The 22,363-nt window shown below is 58.8% G+C and carries 21 protein-coding genes; 13 read left to right on the top strand and 8 right to left on the bottom strand.

All coding sequences use genetic code 11. The annotated features are described in order from the left end of the window. Positions 1-10: 10 nt before the first annotated feature. Positions 11-2,062: an XrtA/PEP-CTERM system histidine kinase PrsK gene (gene prsK / locus CSQ91_RS06080; protein WP_099387681.1), complete on the bottom strand. Its 2,052-nt coding sequence runs from the start codon at positions 2,060-2,062 to the stop codon at positions 11-13. Beyond that, complete coding sequence (locus CSQ91_RS06075; RefSeq protein ID WP_099387680.1) at positions 2,059-3,447, bottom strand: TIGR03013 family XrtA/PEP-CTERM system glycosyltransferase; 1,389 nt, start codon at positions 3,445-3,447, stop codon at positions 2,059-2,061. Before CSQ91_RS06075 ends, prsK begins: the two co-directional genes overlap by 4 nt. Before the next feature lie 204 nt (positions 3,448-3,651). On the opposite strand from CSQ91_RS06075, the gene nadB reads away from it, so the two are divergent. From nadB to CSQ91_RS06050, 5 genes are all read left to right on the top strand, one after another. Then, positions 3,652-5,265: an L-aspartate oxidase gene (gene nadB / locus CSQ91_RS06070; RefSeq protein WP_034787348.1), complete on the top strand. Its 1,614-nt coding sequence runs from the start codon at positions 3,652-3,654 to the stop codon at positions 5,263-5,265. A gap of 30 nt (positions 5,266-5,295) precedes the next feature. Continuing rightward, on the top strand, positions 5,296-5,850 hold the full coding sequence (locus CSQ91_RS06065) for a hypothetical protein (protein ID WP_099387679.1): 555 nt from the start codon (positions 5,296-5,298) through the stop codon (positions 5,848-5,850). A 599-nt stretch (positions 5,851-6,449) separates the two neighbouring features. Next, complete coding sequence (locus tag CSQ91_RS06060) at positions 6,450-6,905, top strand: hypothetical protein (protein WP_099387678.1); 456 nt, start codon at positions 6,450-6,452, stop codon at positions 6,903-6,905. A gap of 187 nt (positions 6,906-7,092) precedes the next feature. Continuing rightward, positions 7,093-7,590 (top strand): SF0329 family protein, encoded by a 498-nt coding sequence (locus CSQ91_RS06055; protein ID WP_099387677.1) that lies wholly within the window; start codon positions 7,093-7,095, stop codon positions 7,588-7,590. A gap of 191 nt (positions 7,591-7,781) precedes the next feature. Then, positions 7,782-8,240: a GNAT family N-acetyltransferase gene (locus tag CSQ91_RS06050; RefSeq protein WP_099387676.1), complete on the top strand. Its 459-nt coding sequence runs from the start codon at positions 7,782-7,784 to the stop codon at positions 8,238-8,240. 113 nt (positions 8,241-8,353) lie between these two features. On the opposite strand, the gene CSQ91_RS06045 is transcribed toward CSQ91_RS06050, so the two are convergent. Genes CSQ91_RS06045 through CSQ91_RS06025 form a run of 5 tightly spaced genes read right to left on the bottom strand, consistent with a single transcriptional unit; the run spans position 8,354 to position 14,857 of the window. Continuing rightward, on the bottom strand, positions 8,354-9,715 hold the full coding sequence (locus CSQ91_RS06045; RefSeq protein ID WP_099387675.1) for a toxin-antitoxin system YwqK family antitoxin: 1,362 nt from the start codon (positions 9,713-9,715) through the stop codon (positions 8,354-8,356). After that, positions 9,700-11,046 carry a toxin-antitoxin system YwqK family antitoxin gene (locus tag CSQ91_RS06040; RefSeq protein ID WP_099387674.1) on the bottom strand — a complete coding sequence of 449 codons (1,347 nt, stop codon included), beginning with the start codon at positions 11,044-11,046 and terminating at the stop codon, positions 9,700-9,702. Before CSQ91_RS06040 ends, CSQ91_RS06045 begins: the two co-directional genes overlap by 16 nt. A 9-nt stretch (positions 11,047-11,055) precedes the next feature. After that, on the bottom strand, positions 11,056-13,404 hold the full coding sequence (locus CSQ91_RS06035; RefSeq protein WP_099387673.1) for a hypothetical protein: 2,349 nt from the start codon (positions 13,402-13,404) through the stop codon (positions 11,056-11,058). Beyond that, positions 13,401-14,159, bottom strand: coding sequence for a PP2C family serine/threonine-protein phosphatase (locus tag CSQ91_RS06030; protein ID WP_099387672.1), 759 nt, complete (start codon positions 14,157-14,159; stop codon positions 13,401-13,403). The genes CSQ91_RS06035 and CSQ91_RS06030 overlap by 4 nt, the downstream gene beginning before the upstream one ends. 14 nt (positions 14,160-14,173) lie before the next feature. After that, positions 14,174-14,857, bottom strand: coding sequence for a vWA domain-containing protein (locus CSQ91_RS06025; protein WP_034787343.1), 684 nt, complete (start codon positions 14,855-14,857; stop codon positions 14,174-14,176). 281 nt (positions 14,858-15,138) lie between these two features. Here CSQ91_RS06025 and CSQ91_RS06020 point away from each other — a divergent pair, with 281 nt between their 5' ends. From CSQ91_RS06020 to CSQ91_RS05995, 6 genes are all read left to right on the top strand, one after another. After that, positions 15,139-15,609, top strand: a complete 471-nt coding sequence (locus tag CSQ91_RS06020) for an RDD family protein (RefSeq protein ID WP_099387671.1) — start codon at positions 15,139-15,141, stop codon at positions 15,607-15,609. A 9-nt stretch (positions 15,610-15,618) separates the two neighbouring features. Further along, on the top strand, positions 15,619-16,083 hold the full coding sequence (locus tag CSQ91_RS06015; protein ID WP_099387670.1) for a hypothetical protein: 465 nt from the start codon (positions 15,619-15,621) through the stop codon (positions 16,081-16,083). 196 nt (positions 16,084-16,279) lie between these two features. Further along, positions 16,280-17,005, top strand: a complete 726-nt coding sequence (locus tag CSQ91_RS06010; protein WP_099387669.1) for a helix-turn-helix transcriptional regulator — start codon at positions 16,280-16,282, stop codon at positions 17,003-17,005. Positions 17,006-17,191: 186 nt separating this feature from the next. Beyond that, the gene (locus CSQ91_RS06005; RefSeq protein WP_143450957.1) at positions 17,192-17,641 is read left to right on the top strand and encodes a hypothetical protein; all 450 of its coding nucleotides are present in this window, start codon (positions 17,192-17,194) and stop codon (positions 17,639-17,641) included. Between the two features lie 33 nt (positions 17,642-17,674). Further along, on the top strand, positions 17,675-18,067 hold the full coding sequence (locus CSQ91_RS06000; RefSeq protein ID WP_034787338.1) for a hypothetical protein: 393 nt from the start codon (positions 17,675-17,677) through the stop codon (positions 18,065-18,067). A gap of 63 nt (positions 18,068-18,130) precedes the next feature. Then, positions 18,131-18,658: a hypothetical protein gene (locus tag CSQ91_RS05995; protein WP_099387667.1), complete on the top strand. Its 528-nt coding sequence runs from the start codon at positions 18,131-18,133 to the stop codon at positions 18,656-18,658. A 25-nt stretch (positions 18,659-18,683) separates the two neighbouring features. On the opposite strand, the gene CSQ91_RS05990 is transcribed toward CSQ91_RS05995, so the two are convergent. Continuing rightward, positions 18,684-19,139 (bottom strand): tellurite resistance TerB family protein, encoded by a 456-nt coding sequence (locus CSQ91_RS05990; protein WP_070259789.1) that lies wholly within the window; start codon positions 19,137-19,139, stop codon positions 18,684-18,686. Between the two features lie 363 nt (positions 19,140-19,502). On the opposite strand from CSQ91_RS05990, the gene CSQ91_RS05985 reads away from it, so the two are divergent. Continuing rightward, entirely contained in the window at positions 19,503-20,309 is an 807-nt protein-coding gene (locus CSQ91_RS05985; protein ID WP_099387666.1) for a lipid II flippase Amj family protein, read from the top strand. A 56-nt stretch (positions 20,310-20,365) separates the two neighbouring features. Continuing rightward, the gene (locus CSQ91_RS05980; RefSeq protein ID WP_099387665.1) at positions 20,366-22,252 is read left to right on the top strand and encodes a deoxycytidylate deaminase; all 1,887 of its coding nucleotides are present in this window, start codon (positions 20,366-20,368) and stop codon (positions 22,250-22,252) included. Positions 22,253-22,363: the final 111 nt, after the last annotated feature.

Below are 22,363 nucleotides of genomic sequence, written 5' to 3'. Positions count from 1 at the left end.
CACTCCTTTGCTATGCCGCATGCAGCGGCAGGATCACGCGAAACGTCGTGCCCACCTGCGGCGCGCTGCGCACTTCCAGGCTGCCGCCCACTTCGCGCAGGTATTCGCGGCTTTCGAACACGCCGATGCCCATGCCCGCCGTCTTGGTCGTGTCGAACGGTTTGAACAGGCGCTCGCGGATGAATTGCTCGCTCATGCCCTGCCCCGTATCGTCGAGCTCGACAACGGCCGTGTGCTGTACGCGCCGCAGCCGCACGGCCACCTTGCCATCGCTGGCCGTGGCCTCGATGGCGTTCTGGATCAAGTGGCCCAGCACCCGTTCCAGCCGCGCGCGGTTGGCCAGGACCGTCAGCTCGCCATCGACGATTTCCAGCCGGGGCGCCGGCGCCAGGCTGGCCTTGGCCGCCACGGCCTGGCGCAGCAAGCCGTCGAGCTGCAGCGGCGCCGGTGCTTCCGGCGCCTCGCCGCGCGCCAGTTTTTGCAGCAAGGTCTTCATTTTCTGCACGGAATGGTCGAGAGTGCCCAGCATGTCTTCCTGGAAGGCGGGATTGGTGCGGTGCTTTTCCGCATTGCTCAGTAGCAGCGACAACTGGAACACCAAATTCTTGAGATCGTGCACGATGAAAGTGGACATGCGGTTGAACGAGTCGAACTGGCGCGCCACCGTCAGGGTATCGAGCGATTCGCGGTGCGCCAGGTAGCTGGCGGCCTGGCTGCCGGCAATTTTCAGCACGTCGCGGATTTCCCAGTTCAAGGCTATGCGCGTGCGGGGCCGCGCCAGTGCGACAAAGGCGAACAGCTGGCCATGCAGCATCAGGGGCACCAGCAGCCACACGTCGGGCAGCGCCAGCAGCGCTGGCGGCAAGCGCAAGCCGCCGTACTGGCGCGGATTTTGCTGGCAATCGGGCACGTCGATCACCCAGAGTCTTGCCTCCAGAAACTGGCACAGGGGACCGGACGCCGGCTCGCTCCACGTGCCTGGCGGCCAGTTCCAGCTGGCGGCCGGGGCAAATTGCCCTTGCTCGCGCAAGATCCACAGTGCGCCGGCGCGGCTTTCCACCAGCTGCGCCATGGCCTGTATCGTGCGTTCGCCCAGCGCCGGGCCATCTTCGGACAGCGCGCGCGTAAATCGCAGCCATTCCTCACGGTAATCGAAGATGGCATTGTAAAAATGTTTATTGATCGTCACCTTGAGCTTGGCGCGCAGGCTGCCGGAAAACAGCACGCCCGCCAGCAGCAGGGCCGCGCCGCCCAGGTAAGCCATCTGCATCAGGGAACCCCAGGTGCCGCCGAAATAGCGCAAGTAATAGGCGCTGGCCGCCATGGCCAGCAGGTAGATGGCCGAGCCCAGCAAGGCAGCCGAGCGGTACAGCATCTGGCGCGAGACGGACAGGCCCAGTGCCCAGCCCGGATTGCGCGCGGCAGAGACGGCCAGCAACGGCGCGCACAGGGCGTCGACGATGCCGCGCGCCGCCCAGATGTCATCGTTGACCGTGCGAAACAGCAAGGCGTCGCTGTACAGATAGAAATCGTAGGCGAACAGCCCGCCCACGCCCAGGCAGGCAAACTTGATGCCCCAGCGTTTCAACGGTGGCGTGTTGCGGTACCACTGTTCCACCAGCAACATGCCCAGCACGGCCAGCAGCAAACGGCAGACACTGGCAATGATGCGAGCAGGCAATGGCAATGCCAGCCAGGATGAAGCCAGGGAGAACAGCCAGGGCGCCAGCGCCGTGAGGGCGATGCCGGCCAGCACGAGGCGCAGGCGGGGCCGCGACGGTTCGGTCAGCAGCAGCAAAAACACCAGCCAGGCCAGGGTGCGCAGCAGTTCCAGCGCGTCGCCGGCCAAGGCGGTGCGCTGGCCCAGCAGCACCAGCACCACCGCGCCCGTGGCCCAGCCGCCCGTCGCCAGGCAAGCGACCAGCAAGGCGCGCACGTTTTGGCGCGCGCGCCAGTTGCTGATGAGCAGCAGCGCCAGCACGAAGAAAGCCAGCGACGCCAGGCCATGGCTGAGGGCCGCCGCGTCGGCCGCCGCCAGCCAGTCCGACTGCGCCCGTATCATCGGCTGCCCTTGCCAAACAGCACTACCTGCACCGTGTCGAGCAGGATCAGCAAGTCGAGGAACAGGCTATTGTTCTTCACATAATACAAATCGTATTGCAGTTTGTTCACCGCATCGTCGACGGAAGCGCCATATTGATAGCGCACCTGCGCCAGGCCCGTGATGCCTGGCTTGATGCTGTGACGAATGTTGTAGTACGGCACCTGCTCCTTCAGTTGCTCGACAAAGTAGGCGCGCTCTGGGCGCGGTCCCACGAAACTCATCTCGCCGCGAAACACATTGAGCATTTGCGGCAGCTCGTCGATCCGCAGCTTGCGGATCAGCTTGCCCACGCGCGTGATGCGCGCATCGTTGTCCAGTGCCCAGATGGGCTTGCCATCGCGCTCCGCGTCGCAGCGCATGCTGCGAAATTTCAGCACATTGAAGGGCAAGCCGTCGCGCCCTACCCGCTCTTGCTGGTAAAACACGGGGCCGCCATCTTCCAGGCGGATGCACAGGGCCGTCACTAGCATCACGGGCAGCGCCGTCAGGCAGATGACCCCGCTGGCAGCCAGGTCGAACAGGCGCTTCGAGGCGGCGCGGAAAAAGCTCTGGTCGAAGCCGCCGCCATAGATCAGATAGCTCGGTTGCAAGGAATCGATGCGGATCTGGCACGCTTCGCGCTCGAAAAACGTGGCCGCGTCGATCACCTTGACGCCGCCCAGCGCGCATTCCAGCAGTTGCTTGGCAGGAAACGCGCCATTGCGCCGGTCGCTGACGGACACGACGATCTCATGCGCGGCATGGCGCTGGGCCATGGCCAGCAGCGACGGTTCGGCCGGCAGCAAGGCCGAGGCCGGCACGCAGCAGCGCTCGCCCGCCACATCGATGCAGCCGACCACCGTAAACTGGTGGAAACCGATCTTGCTCGCCGCCAGTTCCATGCATTCGCGCGCCAGCGCCCCGCCGCCCACCAGGATCAGCCGGCCTTCCATCAGCGCCGATTGCGAGGATTTGAACACCACCAGGCGCGCCAGCAGCACGCCGATGGCGCCCAGGCCGAAGATCAGCACGCTGCCGCGTCCGAAATGCAAGGAAGGAATAAAACGGATCAGCACGCTCAGCACGGCAAAACCCAAGGCGAACGACGGCAGGATGCGCAATAAGGTGTTGCGGATATCTTCGCGCGAGCGGTGCTGGTACATGCCCAGCGCGCTCATGCTGAAAACGATGACCAGGGCAAAGATCGAGGAAGACAGGTAAACCTCGCTCACCCGCAGCACGCGGCTGCCATCCGCCAGCCACAGCAGCGACGTCAGGGTGGCCGACAGCAGCAGGATCATGATTTCCAGCAACAGCAAGATAAACGCTGTTTTCGAGACGTAATGGCTGAAGATGCGGATCATGGGGCCTCCTGCGGCAAAAGCGGCACGCCGCGCACAGGGCGGCTTGCCACCGGTCTTGCCATCATGGCGAACTGTTCCACGAAGACATTGATACGCCACAAGCTACGGCCCCAGCTATCTTTCACTGGCAGAATTTATCTCAACACATTACCGATTGATGTGAAATGGACTATAGTATGCTTCCCCTGAAAAAAGATAAATGTCATGAAATTTGATGTAGCGATTGTCGGCAGTGGCCTGGCGGGTTTATCGGTTGCACTGCATTTAGCTGAGACGCGCACCGTCGCGATCATTTCCAAACGCGCGCTGCTCGATGGCGCCAGCAACTGGGCGCAAGGCGGGATCGCGGCCGTGCTGGACTCGGGCGACAGCCACCAGCAGCACATCGAAGACACCCTGATCGCCGGCGGCGGCCTGTGCGACGAGAGCGCCACGCGCTACATCGTCGAGCACGGCCGTGAAGCCATCGAATGGCTGATCGAGCAAGGCGTGCCGTTTACGCGCGATGCCACGGCCGAGCTGGGCTTCCACCTGACCCGCGAAGGCGGACACAGCCAGCGCCGCATCATCCACGCGGCCGACGCCACCGGGCATGCCGTGCAAGTAACGCTGGAAGAAAAGGTGCGCGCCCACCCGAACATCAGCCTGTTCGAACACCATTGCGCGATCGACCTGATCACCTCCGACAAGCTGGGCATGAAGCCCACCCAGCGCAATGCCCAGCCCCATTGCCATGGCCTGTACGTGCAGGATGAGCAAACGGGTAAAGTGCTGACGTTTGCCGCCGAGCACACCGTGCTGGCCACGGGCGGCGCCGGCAAGGTGTATTTATATACAACGAATCCCGACACGGCCAGCGGCGACGGCATCGCCATGGCCTGGCGCGCCGGCTGCCGCGTGTCAAACATGGAATTCATCCAGTTCCACCCCACGTGCTTGTACCACCCGTATGCGAAATCGTTTTTGATCACCGAAGCCATCCGTGGCGAAGGCGGCTTGCTGAAACTGCCGCCCGAAGCGGGCGCGGCAGCCGGCCAGCGCTTCATGCTGGCCCACGACGAACGGGCCGAACTGGCACCGCGCGACGTGGTGGCGCGCGCCATCGACTTCGAGATCAAGAAACGGGGCCTTGATTACGTGCACCTGGACATCAGCCACAAGCCGGCCGAATTCCTCATCGAACACTTCCCCACTATCTACGCGCGCTGCCTGGAACTGGGCATCGATATCACCAAGCAGCCTATCCCCATCGTGCCCGCCGCACACTATACGTGCGGCGGCGTCGTGACGGATCTGGCGGGCCGGGCCGACTTGCCGGGACTGTATGCGGTCGGCGAGACAGCCTGCACGGGCTTGCATGGGGCGAACCGCCTGGCCTCGAATTCCTTGCTGGAATGCATCGTCATCGGCCGCGCCTGCGCGCAGGATATCGAAAGCAAGGAAAAGCTGGGCACGCCATACCTGCCCGACTGGGATGAAAGCCGGGTCACGGACGCGGATGAGGAAGTGGTGATTTCCCACAACTGGGACGAGCTGCGCCGCTTCATGTGGAATTACGTGGGCATCGTGCGCACAACCAAACGCCTGGAACGGGCCCAGCACCGCATCGCGCTCTTGAAGGAAGAGATCGACGAGTACTACCGCAACTTCCGCATCACGCACGACTTACTGGAACTGCGCAACCTCGTCGACGTGGCCTCGATGATCGTCAACAGCGCCCTGTCCCGCCGCGAAAGCCGCGGCCTGCACTTCAGCCGCGATTATCCGGAAACCTTGCCGAAAGCGATCGCCAGCGTGCTGACGCCGCCGCACCGGTAGACGACAAACCAACCGCCTTCTCATTCCAGCATGACGATTTCCGAATTCCTCACCGCCGTTCGCACGCCATACATCGACACCCTCTCACGGGTTGCCACGCAGCACCTATCGCATGTGGAGCCGGCATTCAGGCAAAGCGATGGATCGTTGGCCGTCGAAGGCGCACTCGGCCTTCCTTGCAGAGCCGACGTCATGCCAATGGAAGGAAGCACTGCGGGCCAAGCGATTCAAGTCGACTCCGAGACCCGGTTGGAGTTTGAGGTGGTCACTTTTGCGTCGGGTGCAGGTGAAGTGGTTCTTTCACCGTTCGTTTGGGACTGGGCGCCACTCGAAGTGCTTGGTCTGAGCCAAGAGGCCGTTTCAAACGTCTGTCAGGCGTGGTTCCTGAAGTGGTTCGACGCCGACGACGAAAATGTCGCTACCGAGGAAGGCCTGTTCGGCGTCGTACACTTCATGTCCGAGCTGGAACCGACACAGGAGGGGTGGAAAGTGACGGTTGATCTTGGCTCGTCACCGGTGAGCGCAGTTGAAGATTTCTTGTTCCGCATATTGGATGCCGGTGCACCTCAAGTTCGTATCGGCTGACCCCGCCGTCTATCGAACGTCCTGGCGAATCGCAAGCCCGTCCCTTTTGTCGAGTGTTTTTCCCGTAATTGTCGGCAATAGGGGAAAACGCATCGAACAGCGAATACCCGCTTTGCGACTAAAGAGCTGATTAACTGTTCGTCGTATGTTGGACGGAACCTGCCGATGACGGCACCGGCCAACAGCAGACATTGAAAACGTTAACGTTTTGTGCGGTTCAATGCACCTAGAGGAAAATCATGGCAGGAAAATTTTTGAGCCGAGGCGCACTAGTCCACCTTATCAAGAGTCAGGAACGAACTAACGCTATTCAGAAGCGCAATGGATTAGCCCAGCACCCGGTGCGAACAACGGTGTGTGGTTGTCCTGACCGTGATTGCGGTGGCTGGCATACCACTGACTGCGAAAAACGTGCCAACCGCAGACGAGTACAGGTCGATTTTGCGACACGAAAGGTTCAAAAGAAAAGGCTAGTTGCGTATGGCCGAATCCGGCCATTTCCAGACGGTCGCTTCTTCCCCATAATTGATATTGTTCTGTCTGAAATTTTTTCATAGCAGCACGCGCTGATTCTGAACTCTACTTGATTGGCATCTTTCATGGATATCCAAACACTCCTGCCGCTCCTCGTTCCGAAAGCAATCGCCTGGGCGCAGGAGCAGTCTCATCTGATACTTCGAAGTGGCGTTTCTTTGAATGAGAAGGGAACTGCGCTTGCGACGCACGTGGGCGTTGCGAAGCCTGGATTAGTCCGGATCCAGTACGTCTCGGAGCTGCCGATGCCGGAAGACCCGTTGTTGCGTGAAGTCGCCGATGCTACCGGCCTGATTGGTCCGAACATGGCGGGAATGACCCTTGGCTATGGTATTTTTATCGTACAGAGACATGCTGATGTACGACTCATTTCCCATGAGCTGCGCCACGTACAACAGTACGAGAGCTTCGGAAGTATCGAAGCGTTCATGCCTGTGTACTTGGCCCAGATTGCTTCCGTAGGCTATTACGATGCACCGCTTGAACAGGACGCGCGCGCCTATGAAGTCGATGCGATCTAATTTGGCAATCGACGAGCACGTCGTGTCGATTGACGGTCGCCCGCCTAATGTCCATCGGTCATCACTACTGCTTTGCGACTTCTTGAGAAGCAGCTTCGGGGCTGAACCTGCCAATGACTGCAATCGGCCAGGAGCGGACCTTCGTGGTACGTGAATCACGGTGTAATAATGAAAGAATCGAGACAGCATGAGATGGTCGCAACTTAAGAAGCAGCTACACGATCGCATCGCGAAGAGCGTTGTGGCGAGTATTGATCTCAACCAGACACGATATCGCCATTCTCATGACGAAGAAGGAGAGTTCTGGATAAGTTTTCGCGGTAGCCGAATCTTTAGCACTGGGTCGCTAAGCTATTTGTCATCGCTTGCAGCCTTGACTGCGAAGAATCGCGCCGATGGGTCAACGCCCGCACAGGCATACGAGCTGGCTTGGCCTGTCATGGACGCTAGCGGGCTGTTTCTTCTGGAGCAGATGAACAAGGATTTGTTCTGCAGTCTTAGCTTGACGGTTGAGGAAATGTTGGATCACAACAATCCAGTCGTTCGGGGTTTAGCGATCATCGACGCTCGTTACGGCAAGCGTCGGCTAGCCATGTTGAACCCAATTACCGAACATCCTCTTGTTCAGAGACTACATAATCTGCGATGCGAAGCAGAAGGTGTAGAAGCTCATACCTTATCGTAACTCCTGGCTACAGCAGGTGCCGATGCAGGGGTATTTGCGAACGCGTGGAGGTCCGCTTTGGGGCGTAACCTGCCAACGACGGCAACCAGCCAATACCAGACGGTCCGTGATGGATGGGAAGAATGGGTCTCACTCGACTGACGCAAAGCATTCGCATAAAATCATTGCTATAAATCACTCAAGAAGTAGCAATGTCAATCCGTAAAGCTCTTCCCATCGATAATTCCGGTGCCAGGGCTGTAGTACAGAAATCATTAGCTTCTTTCGGTTTAATCGCGGATTTTGACACCTTAGATGCTGCCATTGGTGCGCTTGGCCAAGCCGACACCCCTAACGAAATCGAATTAGTGGCAGAGGTAGATGGCAAACTGGTCGGCTGCCTTGCCATTCAGCGTATGGAGGGGGCTGTCGCCAAGCTGTTCGGCTTCCACGTCAATGCGAGCATGCAAGGACAGGGCATTGGCCGAATGCTGCTGAGCGAGGCAATTGCACAGGCCGCTATCCATAACTTCACTCAACTGGAACTCGAGACTTGGGGCGACATGGAGGCTGCGGTTCACCTGTATGAGTCTTTGGGATGGGTTCGTGGCCCGGACCCACTACCAGAAAGTGGAGCGGACCGCTTTTACTGCTTGGCACTAGTCAGGTAAAGCCCGATTTAATGAGCGCCTCCCGCAGCAGTCGACTACTCGCAAACTGAGTATCTACGCGAAATGACGCCATGGGCACGCTGCTGCGACCGGACGGCAACGACTTCCCCGGCTCAAGGCCCCGGCATCAGCGGCTCAATCCCATCCTCCGTGTACGACATCTTGGCGGATGCGCCAGTGCACTCCCCCTGCGGTTCGTCCGCCACATAGCGGCACTCACTCTCCAGCCCGCCATCTTCCCGCCAGTGCCGCGTCCAGCCCTGGCGTTCGCCATCGACGTACTCGATCAGCTGCCTGGGCTTGCCATCGGCATACCAGGAACGCAATGCGCCCTCCTCGCGCCCGCCCGCGTTCCACAGTTTGTGCACGAGCAATACGCCGGCCCGGCTGAAACGCTGCTCGCTGCGCAGGACATAGTGGCCGCTGTGTGTGCGCTTGCTGGCGACTTGTCCGTCAGGGTAATATTCGACGCTTTCGCCGACAGGCTTGCCGTCAACGTAAGTAGTTGTACGCTGCACCTTCCCATCCGGGAAGTAGCCGGTGCTCGGTCCTGACTGGATGCCGTTCTCGTACCGGCTGCGGCTTTCCACGCTGCCGTCCGGATAGAACAGCAGCAGTTCGCCCTCCGTCTGGCCCTTGACCTGGGTCATGCGCGTGCGCAGCTTTTCATCCTGGTCGAACGTTTCGACCACACCATCGGCGCGTGCGCCCTTGCGGTCGGTGCGCGACTCGATCAGCTTGCCACTTGGGTGATAGGACTGTTCCTCCCCCTCCTGCACTCCATTGCGCCAGGTGGCGCGCATGGCCAGCTCGCCATCCGGGCGATACCGCGTCTGCACGCCTTCCTGCAGGCCGCGCCCATCCTGCTCCACCTGCATTTCCAGCTGTCCATGCGGGTAATACATGCTGTAGTTGCCCACCAGCTTGCCGCGCAGGTAATCTGGATCCTTGACCAGACCCGTCAGACGCTTCGGCTCGCCTTCGCGCACATGATAAACCTCGACTTGCCAGGTGCCTGGCGTCTTGCCTGGCGGCAGCGGCAGGAGCAGCGCATAGCGCGCATGTTCCTTGACTTCGCCGCGCGACAGATTGTGATTCAGGTACAAACGCGGCTTGCCGTCGGCACAGGCCTGCGGCTCGCAGCGGCCCAGCTTGCCAACTTCGGGCATGACGAGCGCTCCAGCACCGTCTGGCGCGGGACAGGATTTGATACGCATCAGCAAGGGCGTCTTGTCGCGGATCAAGGGAGCCAATTGCTGCTTCATGGCGACATACTGATCCTTATCCAGCCGCACGGAAACAGCATTCATCAGCACCTGCCTGCCGCCGCAGCCGCTGTCGCTGGCGAGGGTCAGCACATCGCCGTCGGGTGTCGCCTTGATCGCGGTGACTACTTGCCGCTGCTCAATCTCGGCATGGGCCAGCGCCGGCAACAGCAGCATGGCGCTAAAAAAATGCTTCACAGTGCGCGCCATGCCTGCTCCTTGCGCTGCAATTCCGGCGCTGGTGGCGCGTCACCGCATGTGCCCTGGGCCTTGCCGGCCACATACCGGCATTCGCTCTTCAAGCTGCCATCCTCGTGCCAGCTGCGGCTCCAGCCGTCGCGACGGTCGTTCACGTACTCGATGGCTTGCTCGGGCTTGCCGTTCTCGTACCACGAGCGCGATGTGCCTTGCTCGCGCAACTTCGCATCCCAACGTCTTTCCAGTACCAGCACGCCTTGAGGGCTGTAGCGCTGGATGCTCAGCAATCCACCGTCATCGCCATACTGCTGGCGGGTTTGCACCTTGCCATCCGGATAAAACTCCAGCGCTTCCCCGACCGGTAGATCGTTGCGCTGCGTCATGCTGCTGTGTATGCTGCCATCGGGATAGTAATCCGTGGTGCTGCCATTGAACTTGCCCTTGCTCACTTGCGTGCGGTTCGACACTTTTCCATCCGGGAAATACGCGAGCAATTCGCCTTCCATGCGGCCATCGCGCAGCACATAACTGGTGCTCAGCTTGCCATTTTCGTCAAACGTCTGCACGGGACCGTCAACGCGCTTGCCCTCGCGGTACACGCTGGCCTCGCGCAGCTGGCCCGTGGCGTGATATTGCTGGTGCGTGCCTTCCGGCAAGCCATGCCGCCAGCTGCCACGCGATTCCAGGCTGCCATCCGCACGATACAGGCTGGTAACGCCATCCTGCCGGCCCTGCCCATCCTGCGCCACCTGTTTCTCGATCTTGCCGTCGGGGTAATACGTGACATAGCCGCCCACCAACTCGCCCTGCGCATAGTCGGCGCGGTTGACCTGGCCCGACAGGCGCAGCTTGTGCCCCGCCACGCTGACAATCTCCACCTTCCACGTGCCCGGCAGCTTGCCTTTCGGCAAGGACAACAGCAGCACGTTGGGCGCGTTTTCCTGCTCGATGGGGTAGAAACGTTCGTGCAAGTACAGCCGCGCCCGGCCATCGGCACAGGCGGCTGGCGTGCAGGCGGCGATCTGGCGCACGATGGGCACGCTCGCATCCTCCGGGCATTTTTTCAGGGTGACGAGCATGGGCGTCCTGGCGCGCATGCGTTCAGCAAGCTGGACTTTCAACGCCTCGTACGGCGCCTCGTCCAGGTTCACCGAGCGGGCATCCATGCGTATCTGCTTGCCGCCGCAGGCCGTCGTGCCGGCGATCGTGAACACATCGCCGCCTTCGCTGTCCTGCTCGGCGGCGATGGCTGTCAGCACCAGGCGCTGCACGATTTCCGCCTGCGACAGCGCGGGCCACAGCAAGGAAGCGCCAAGCAGCGCGCAGAGGGTCTTGATTTTCATGTCATTCCTTTAATCGTCCGGCGAGACACGCGGCTCGGCCGGCACAAAGCTGACCCGGCCATTGCGGTAGCGCACCAGCACTTCCGCCTTGGCATCCCGCAACTGGCCATGCTTGACGGCCGGCAAATAGGTCCAGCGCTTCACGCTGTCCTGCATGACCTTGTTCAACTGGGGTTCCATCGGCATTTCCGCCACCGCATGCGTCAGGGTGCCATCGGCGGCAATCGACAGGGTCAAGCGGTTTTCGCCCGTCGCATTCTGCTTGTCGAGCACGCCGTAATCAACCGTCGTCATCGTCTCGCGCAGCACGCCCGCAGGCTGGTCCGGCAAGGGCGGCAAGGCCTTGAGTTTTGCTGCCAGCAGCGCGCCATCAGCCAGCGCCTTGTCCCAGCGCTTCTGGTAGCCCCCTCCCTGAGCCAGGCGCAGCACCTTGGCGGCCCGGTCCATGCGTTTTTCCGTGGCGGCGACACCATTGTCGGACGGCTCGCCCGGTTCCGTCGGCATGGCGTTTTCTACCGCGTAACGGTAAGACGTCAGCTGCGCCAGCGCCACCAGGTTGACGGCATCCTGCTCATCGCCGCCACGCAGCAGGGCCGTGGCCGCGATGCCGAGCCAGGCCACGCCATCGGTGGGACGGCCCCACACGGCTTGTTCGAAGTACTGGCGCGCCGCCTGCGGTTCGTTCAGGCTCAGGTGCATGCGGCCCATGGCCGCCGCCGCCAGGTGGTCGCGCGGGTCGGCTTGCAACTGGTCAAGATAGGTCTTCGCCAATTCGGGGGCGTAGCCAGGCATCGCGCCCAGGCCTTCCATCAAGGTGGTACGCAGGCGCGCGCGCACCTTGTCACCCTCGTAGCGCGACGACTTGTCCTCGCCGGCCCGGTACAGCAGCTGCAAGCCGCGCGTGACGGCGTCATCGTCGCCCTTGGTCATCGCTTGCGACAGGCTGTACACGGCCTTGCGCGCATCGGACTGCTGGAAGCCGGCCGCCTTGCGCTGGCGCCAGCTGAATACTTCCAGGCCAGCCGCCTGGTCCGCTTGCGCCTGCAGGCTGGCCTTGTCCTTGACTTCGTCTGGCGACGAGGTCCAGGCCGTAAAGCCGATCAGGAACAGCACGATCAGCAGCACCACCACGGCCCAGCCCTTGCCGGAAATGCCGCCCGCATTGGCCTGCGCGGCACCCGCTGGCAGCCGCACGGGCGCCTGCCCCGGCGCCGTATGGTGCGCGCCGCGCGTGCTGCGCTGCTGCGGCGGCTGTTGCACCTGCATCTGCTGCGCCTGCACCGAAGCTTGCGCGGCCGCGACGATGACCTTGTCGCGCGCGCAGGCAGCGCAACCCTGGCCCGCAAAATGCTGGTGTTCGGGATTCGCGGCACACACGACGAGCTTGCCTCCGCTGCGCTGCGCATAGCCGCGCAGCAACTGCGCCCAATCGGCCGCCGATGGCCGCTGCGGTTTGGGGGATGGGGAAAACGCGCGGTCGAACATGGCGCGCAATTCGGGCGGCATCAGCGCGTGGCCGCTGGTGGCGTTCGGCGCCAGTTGCTTGTGGCGTTTTATTCCGTACGCGTAGCAGCCGTCGCGAATGCGCCCGGGAATGTCGGTCGCCACTTGCGCATTGCCGGGCCGCCCGCTGTACGGGTGGATGCCAAAGTTGAGCAACTGGAAGATGACGACGGCCAGCGCGAAACGGTCTTGCGCCATTTCCGTTCCCGCCGGCATGCCCTTGCGCTGGAATTCCGGCGCCAGGTAGTCGGCCGTGAATTGTTCGGCAGGAAAACGCTCCGCATGGCCCTGGATGCTGAAGCCATCGCAGTCAAGCATGGCGATGTACAGCGAATCGCGGTAAAAGCGCAGGTTCACGGGTTTCAGATCGACCACGTAATGCTGCTGCTGGTGCAGCGCATCGATGACGGCGGCCAGGTTGGCGGCCAGGGTCAGCTTGGGACCGAGTCCCGTGGGCAATCCTGCCGCGCGCGCCTGACGCTCCTGCATGATCTGTTCCAGCTCCGCCGTCTGCGCCATGTCCAGCAAAGGCATGACGAAACCGGCGAAGCCGCCCTGGCCGTCGAACACGGCCGCCTGCGGCCAGGCGATCTGCACGTAGCGCTTGCCGTTTTCCAGTTGATCGGGCAGCTCGGGCGACAGTTCCAGCATCGCTTCGAGCTTGCGCCGGTTGGCGGCCCGGTCCAGGTGCGGATGGTATAGCTTGGCGACCTGCGCGGGTGCGCCCGGCAACAGATACACGCTGCCCGCGCCGCCGCTCTTGACTAGTTTGCCCAAGACCAGGCTGCGGACTTTATCCAGCCAAATTTTTCCACCCGGGCTCAGGCCCGGTGTCACACCTTGTTTCTTGCTCATGCGCGCAAGGCCAGCAGCAAGGTCTTGTCGTCGCCCGTGATCTGGTGCGTGCGCGGGTCGGCCAGGGTGGACGCCAGCGCCGCATTGCCCAGCTCCACGCTGTCGACCGTGCGCAGATAAGCTTGCACGGCATCCATGAATGGCGCGTACAGGGCCCCATTATTCTTGCTCATGGCAAAGGGCATGCAGCCGTCGGACATCAGCACGATGCCGCGCACGGACTGGGGAATCGGCAGCAGGCGCAGCTGTTCGCGCCAGCGCTCGCCGCTGATGAAATAGGTTTCGTTGGCGTATTCGCCGTTGGCGGGCAGCGAGATCAGTTCGCCGCCATCGTTCTGCTGCGCCACGCCCAGGCCGTCGCCCAGGTGGAAAAAGAAACCGTTGTCGCTGCCCATCACCACGCCCACCACGGTGGAAGCGTAGTCGTCGAGGGTGGCATTGGCGGCGCGGGCGATGTCGTCCAGCGCGGCGCGGATCTGCGCCAGGGTGCCGGCCAGCGCGCCGTCCGCCAAATCCTGCACGGTGGCGCCCTGCTCCAGCCGCCCGGCCAGCGCCTGCACGGTGTGCGCGGCAACAAACTGCGCGCCCTGCTCGCTGAGGCGGGCCGATCCGGCGCCATCGCAGACGATGGCGACCAAAACATCGTCCACGACGGCATGTGCGTGCGCATCCTGGCAAGGAATATCTTTATCCAGGTGCGCCTTGCCCGTGACGGAGGCGCCGAACACGCGCCAATGCTTGTTTACTATCGTCATGGATCAGCGGGCTTTCACGTACTCACGACGGACCAGCCGTCCGTCGAGGCCAGTTGCGCCTGCGCGCCGGGACGCGATTGCGACACCACCTGCATGCTGGCGCTCAGCCACAGGAACAGTTCGCGGAACTGCAAGCCTTTCAACTGCTTCACGCCCCGCTCGCCGCGGCTGGAGAATTCGCCCAGGGTATCGATGTTTGCGTGGTCGCCCACGGCGATGGGGAAGATCGCCACTTTATTGGCCTGCTCGGCCGCGCGCGCCTGTTCGGCGCCGTGCTGCCAGCGGTCCGTCGGCTCGCCATCGGACATCAAAAACAGCCACGGCCGCGTATACGCCACGCCTGCCGCGCGGAAACGCTGCTTTTCCTGCTCGATCTCGGCCAGGGCCAGTTCGACGGCCGCGCCGGTCGGCGTAGTGCCGTTCGCTTCCAGACGCGGCGCCGTGAAATCCATGGCATCACACCAGTTGCTGGCGACGACCGCTTCATCGTGGGCGCCATATTGAATCACGAGGATGCGCACGCGCTTGGCGGCGATCACGTCGGACTTGAGTTCCTGTTCCAGCAAGGCCAGGCCTTCGTTCAGCAGCGAGACGGGCTCGCCGTCCATGCTGCCGGAGCAGTCCAGCACGAGCACCAGCGGCGTGCGTTGTTCGGTATTGTCGACCAGGGCGACGTCGGGGATCATTATGGAGGTCATGTGTTTTTGATAGAGTTGCGAAATAGCTTAGCCCCGAAGCTTACCCTATGGATATGTTTTCCATGCGTCCGATTGCTTCGAATTTCGCCATGCGGTATCAAAGCGACCATTTTCAGGGGCTTTTCGTCCCTGCCTCTCACGCCTCGTGCAATTTTCCTTGCCCTCGCCAATAGAACAGCTGACAAAACCTCTAACTTGCAATGGAAGCAACAAGCTCGTACACTGCGCCATTCTGACCCGCCACCAGCGGCCACTCATTGACTGACGTTTTGGAAAAAATAATGCAACAGAATTCTGAAATGGACTATGTAGGCTTCTGGCCACGCGTTGGCGCGACGTTGATCGACACCATACTCATGCTGATTATCATAGTACCGATGTTGATGGCCATATATGGCCAAAGCTACTTTTTGACCGACTCCTTTTTCCGTGGGCCGGCCCACTTCATGATTTCATGTGTACTGCCGCCACTGATTCAATTGGCGCTGTGGATCACCCTGTCTACAACGCCTGGCAAGATGGCCATCGGCGCGATCATTGTCGATGCGCGGACGGGCAACAAACCTACTGTCGGCCAGTGTATCAAACGCTGTCTCAGTGCTTACCTGTCAGCGCTACCGCTTTACCTGGGATTCTTTTGGATAGCTATTGACCCGCGCAAGCAGGGATGGCATGACAAGATCGCTGGTACGGTTGTGATACGACGCAAGGCCACGGCAGTGCCGGCGGCCCTTGACCTGCCGTTGCAATGAGCAAACTTGATGATGATACCTGTCGCAAACCTGGAAAAACTTGAAGAATTCCTTGGAGAAAAACTGGACCAGTTCGTATCTGGGCCGCCAATCGCGCACCCGGGGCTGCGTCTGTCGCAGGTGTGCAAACAGGTGGCGCTGGCAATCCGTAACGGTAACACTACCGCCGTGCGCATCGCCTTCCTGATACTGACAAAAGACCCTGGCATGCCCTTCGGGAAGATCATCAAGAGTAATTTCGCCAGAGCATTAAAGCAAGGTGTCAACCTCCTGTCCGCGATGCAACAACGTGGCTTGATCGCGAAAACCTGCGAGTTGCTGGAACTCGAATTCTGTCCGCGAGAAACGGAAGATTATTGCAGGCTGATTAAAAAATTTGGACAATCCGAGCTGCTCACGCGGCTGCATGAGGTTCGCGCCACGGATGCAAAATCCCGCATGCTGCTGGAACGCCTGATTGCCGAAAGTGCGTAACGCACATCCGCAATCCGCTGCAGCACCGCATTGCAGCGGTGCCATATTTATACTATCTTGAAAGATGCCCAGGCCAGATGGCAGCGTCCAGCCCTTCCTTACAAAGGTGGGGCCAATCGCTGTACCACACTGCCCTTACCCAGTTCCGCACCTGCACGCCCGCGGCACACTGATGTAATCAGGATTGGGGGCAAGCATGAGCACGGCAATGAATGTGGGCAAACTGATCGGCGCCATGTACGACTCGGCCTGCGGCGCCGGAGACTGGCCGCAGCTCGACAGCGCTGGCTTGAGCGGCCAGCAATGGCAGGAACTCTTGCCGCATCTGCAGCGCGCCCTGTGCCTGCAGCAGCGCTTGCGCGAAGCGCAACTGGCCAGCCACTGTGCGCTGGCAGCGCTCGACGCGATGGGCGCCGTCGTGCTGGTGCTCGACGCCAACCTCGGATTGCGTTTCGCCACTCCCGCCGGCCACGCCCTGCATGCGGGGCAGCTGGAACACGCTGCCCCGCCCGCTCTGATGCGCGCCGTGCGCCTGGTGATCGCCAGCGCCGGCGGCGCGGCGCAATGCCAGTCGCTGCGCCTGACGCGCAAGCAGCAAGCCCCCCTGGCCCTGACCGTCACCCCGCTTGCCGATTGCCAGCCCCCATGCGCGCTGCTGATCGCGCGCGATCCCACCAAAGCAAGCACATCCGTTCCTGCCTTGCGCCAGCTGTTTGACTTGACGCAAGCCGAGGCGCAAGTGGGCAAGGCGCTGGCGCAAGGGGCCACCATCGAGGAAATCGCCGCGCAGGGCGGCATCAGCGTCAACACCGTCAAGACGCATCTGCACCACACCTATTTAAAGACGGATACGCGGCGCCAGGGCGAACTGATCGCCCTGATCCACGGCGCCACGGCGCACCTGGCCGTACTCGATGCATGAGGCCGTGTCATCCGATCGGATGATGCGCGGTGCATCTTGCCTGTCTACACTGGCAACACCGGCAGTCCGCGCCTTGCCAGTGTGACAGCAGCACTTGCGGACCAGCCGGTTCGGTTTCCCTGTCACCCGCATCAACATCGCCGCGCCGGCAGCGGACGGCACCACAGTTCAAGGATGGGTAAAAAAATGAAAACATGGATCTTGGCCGGCACCCTGGGCGTCTGCGCCCTGCTGGCAAATGCGCAAACGCTGCCCGACAGCCAGACCGTCGTCGTTCCCGGCGGACGCCTGCACACGATCGAATTGCCGGCACACAAACATTTCATGAGTGCGGAAAGGTTTGCCCCGTTCCGCGGCGGCTATGAGCTGTCGAACGGACAAGTGCTCTACCTGCGCAACGCGGGCAGCATCGGCGCCATGATGTATGCGCGCATCGATGACCAGGAAGAACACCGCATCATCGCCACCGGCAGCGACAGCTTCGTGGCGCTCGACCAGCAACTGGCCATGCGCATCGACTTGCGCGACGACGGCAGCGTGGGCGGCGAAGTGCTGATGCGGGTACCGGCCGAAAAACTGGCCAGCGGCGAAATCGTGCCAGCCCATGTAAAAAGCATGAGCCTGGCATCGCGTTAGGGCGGCAAGCCGCGTGCCGCATGGGTAGCAGCCATGAGCAAACAGTATTCTGTCCAGCAGCAAAACGCGCTGACCCAGGCCGCCATCAAGCAGACGGCGGCCTGGTGGCGCGCGCGTCCCCTGCCCGACGCCTTGCGCCAGTGCGCGGCCAGCCATGGCGTGGCGCTGGGCACGGCCCTCATGCTGGACCTGCAACTGGCTTGCCCAGGCATGCCCGCCGTGTACGGCAAGCTGCTGAGCGCCGATGGCCACTTCATTCATTTCGAGATGGACCTCGACGACGACTTGCGCCCCCTGCCCGGCAGCGTGGCATGGGATGACATCAGCGCCGGCTACGACCTGGCAGCACACAAACGGGGCACGGGCGTGGGCTATGGGGTGTTATGCAAGAAAGTGTTGCAGGAATTGAATCGCGGCGCGTGCTAGCGGAACCGCTGCCTTCGCATGCTATCATCGGCGCCCCGTTCATGAGACAAATGGCAACGCTACATGCAGCATCCATCCGGCAACAACCCGATCCCGAAGCTGCTGCGCGGCGGCCTGCGCCTGCTGGCCTGGCCCCTGCTGGCCCTGATCAGCGCCGCCTGCACCAGCACCACGCGCCATCCGGCCAGCGAGCCCACGCAAGTCGTCCTGCGCTTTACCTTTGACGACGGCAAGCCGATGCGGCATGAAGATCACATGGTCACGGCGCGCCAGCAAACGTATATCAAGTACTGCAGCAAGATAGGCAGCACCACTGTGTGCGATGTCGGCATAGACATACTGTATGCAAGCGCCGACGCGCCGCTCGATGCAACTGGCGAAGTGCGCGTCACCCTGCGTTCGACCGGCCCCATCGGCGACCTGCCGACCGAACGCTGCATCAATGGCAAGTCCTACCTCTTTCATTCCGGCGACTGGATACGCGGTCCGTTTCACCATGGGCAGGTGATCGAGATCCGCTACAAGATAAGTGCATTGAAGACGGCATGCTCGAGGTCGGAGGACGCGCCGCCGTGGTGGGACAAGGATTAAGCTAGCCAGCCGGCTGGCCTGGCGGTTACTGCAGCTCGAACTCCGCAGGAGTCAGCCCCAGCTCGCGCGCGATCTTGCTGGCCACGCGCTGCTCGTTGGCGTCAAAATTGCCATCCGACGAAGCGACGGCGATAATCATGCGCACCAGAAGGCGCGACGCTTCCACATTCGACTTCATCTTGCCCAGCGCCTGATACGCCTTGGCTTCGCCGATATCCTTGTCGAACTCCAGCTGCCCGACATACTCCTGGAAAGCCTTGATCACGTCCGTGGTGGTAAACACGGATAGCGCATCATTGCTTTCAATAAACTTCACCATCTTCTGCTTCTCTTCCGCACTGACACTGCCGTCGGCCATGGCGATCAGGGCGGATCCCGCCATGGCGGCGTTCAGGAAATCCTTGTTCTTGAACTTCAGTGCTTCGGTCTTCAGTTCGCTGGCTTTAGTCTTCAGTTTGGACAGAAAGGAATCGAAACTCATGGCGGTTCTCCTGGTTGGTTCGGATGAGGCAGCACTACAGGCCACCACTGTCACCTAGCTGGGGGCGCGGGAGTGGAATGCAAGCGCTGGAAACATGCCTTGCCTCCGCTGACCGCATGGTCCAACCCGCAGGAAAAGAGCCGGGGTCAGTCACTTCGTGATCGAAATGTCCCCCATTAGGGGACATTTCCCCTGCAGGGTCTGACCCCAGTTTCTGCCTTGGGGTGAAATTCAGCCAACGCCACACTAACGCACATAAAACACCACAAAAGCTAGATCACGTGATAATTATCTTATTTGCAGTTGAAAAATAAGTAACTTCATGGCAGCATGGAATAACATTTTCCATATTGCAAGGTTGTGATGGACAAGCAATTGCTGTTGATTTGCGCACTGACGTTCATCATCCACATCATCGGCACCCTCGCCTATTCCATGCGCATCGCCGGCATCCGCACGCGGCGCATCGCCGTCTCGCTGGCCCTGTTCAGCATCCTGATGCTGCTGTCGCGCACCTCGAACTCTTTCTTGGGACCATTCCTCGCCAAGCGCGTGGAAACGGGAATCGACCAGCACGTCGCCGCCAGCACGCTGTTGGGCGACTTCCGCTGGCTGCTGTTCTCTGCCAGCCTGGCGACGATACTCGGCGCGATCCTGATCCCCACCTTCCAGCGCGCCTTCTGCCGCGCCGTCGAGCACTTCCAGGTACACAGGTCCGTCCCCAAACTGCTGCTGCACGCCGTCTTCAAGGGCGGCCTGTCCTACCTCAAGACTTCCGCCAGCCTGCCCAAGCCCGCCAACGTCACGGGCCTGCGCGAAAAATCCGGCGTCTCCATCCCCATGACAGCCATGAACGTCATCGCCACGGCCCTGTGGACGGTAGGCGTCTTCGCGGCCCTGTACGCGGGCGTGCTGGACCCGAGCGTGCGCGTCACCTCCAGCACCCTGTCCTCCATCATCAACGGCGGCGCCACCATCATGATGGCCGTCTTCATCGACCCGCACATGTCGGGCATGACGGATGACGTCATCGAGGGCAAGATCGAAGAATCGCAATTCCGGCGCGCGGTGGTGTGGCTGGTGGGGAGCCGGTTGGCGGGGACGCTGATTGCACAGTTTTTGCTGGTGCCGTCGGCGTTGGTGATTACCGAAGTATCAAGAAATATTTAAAATCTTCATACCAATATAATTTCAAACCTTATCAACAATAAATATATCATATAAAAATGAACAACTATTTAAAGTCTGCAATATCAATTATTTATGGAGACAATGATGACTTTATACTCCTAGGACTTACTGGAAGAACGGGTAGCGGCTGTTCAACAGTGGCGGAGATATTGCAATCAGATAGAAATAAAATAAATCACTCCCTTATAAAAGATGAGAATCCAATTTCCAATGAAGATCGAAAATCAAAAATAATTTTTAGCAATTTCGAATCAACATGGCGCCCATTTCATCTTATCCAAGCCAGCGCAGTACTGACGCTTCTTTTTGCCGAAAAAGAAAGCTCAGAAATTCGAGAATACATTACAAACCTAAAAATACTTGAAGAAAATGAAATTATAAAATTGATTGACATCTTAAATTCCATACACGAAAAAGAAAAAAATGCAAACGAATCGAAGGAAGGTGCCTCCGAATTTTACACCAAGGATTTACCAAAAATTTGCAAAGAAATAAAAAAAGAAATTGGAGATAATGCTTTTGTTAAAATATATCAATCCATCGGAACGAATGTCCGGATGTCTGGAGATCCCACAATATCTAAACTAATTGATGGAAAGTTCTTCACTTTAGCAAAAAAAATAAATGAAATAATTAAGAAAATACGGGTTGAAAACAAAGAAAAAAAAGAAACTCAGATTGTAATTGATGCCATAAGAAGTCCGTTAGAGGCAATATTTTTTCAGGAGCGTTACGCTGCATTTTTTTTAGTAGCGGTATCCTGCTCCGATAGTGATAGAAAAGGAAGGTTACGAAAATTAAAATATTCTGAAATTGACATAAAAATCATTGACGAGCAAGAATATAAAAGTAGAGACATTAATGAACATAGTGCTTTTTCAGTACAAGATATACAAGCCTGCCTTCAAAGAGCAGATATATATGTAAGCAATCCAAATGAAGTTAATAAGGTATCTGAATTTAAATTGCTCTCAAATCAGCTAATAAGATTTATTACCTTAATGAAACGTCCTGGCTGCATTACTCCAACTGCATTAGAACGAGGGATGCAAGTCGCCTACACTGCCAAGTTACATTCTGGATGTATATCAAGACAGGTAGGCGCAGTAATAACAGACAGCAATTTTTCCATTCAAGCTGTCGGCTGGAATGACACTCCTTACGGTCAAGTGCCTTGCATCCTTAGAAATCGCTTCGACATGATAAATGGACGCGATCAAAAAGCATACAGCGAATATGAAAAAACAAATATAGCATATATTTCACATTTTAAAAAAAATAGTGAAAAGTATATAGAAATCAAGTCTGGAAGAAATATATCATTTTGCTTTAAATCAGAATACAATTCCTTTAAAGGAAAGGATAATCAAGTTCATACTCGAGCTCTTCACGCCGAAGAAAATGCCTTTATGCAAATATCAAAATATGGAGGCAGAGGAATAAAAGATGGTTTTCTTTTTACCACAGCGAGCCCCTGTGAACTTTGCGCCAAGAAGGCATATCAATTAGGCATAAAGAATATATATTATATTGACCCTTACCCTGGAATTGCAACTGAGCATGTGATTGAAAGTGGTTCCAACAAGCCGAATTTGGTTCTATTTTCAGGAGCAATTGGTATCGCTTTTCATCGCCTCTATACACCAATGGTCGCATACAAGGACGAACTAAACTCATTAAAACTATTAGCTGACTCAAATCCAATTTCAAATGCAGCTTTTAAAAATATGCATGCTGCCATAGCAGAAATTCAAGATTCCGATGAACTAGAGAAAATTAAATTTTCGTTAGTTTACATGGAGGAAAATTACGGCACCAAAAAATTTATTGATGGCTATGTGAAATTTATGGAGCTAACAAAAAATCATCTCCCCATCATAAAGGATGCACTTCCAAAAATAACCGAACTTTTGCTATCATAGAAATAATTTTAAATAAAATACATTCTTAATTAATTATTTATTTAAGCCATTACTTAAAATAAAAAAGCCGCTGTCTCCCGACAGCGGCTTTTTCATTCCTACTCGGCGCAG

The organism is Janthinobacterium sp. BJB301, from assembly GCF_002735685.1.
Lineage (GTDB): Bacteria > Pseudomonadota > Gammaproteobacteria > Burkholderiales > Burkholderiaceae_D > Janthinobacterium > Janthinobacterium lividum.
The sequence above is the reverse complement of the archived record's forward strand: the minus strand, read 5'-3'. Positions and strand labels throughout refer to the sequence as shown.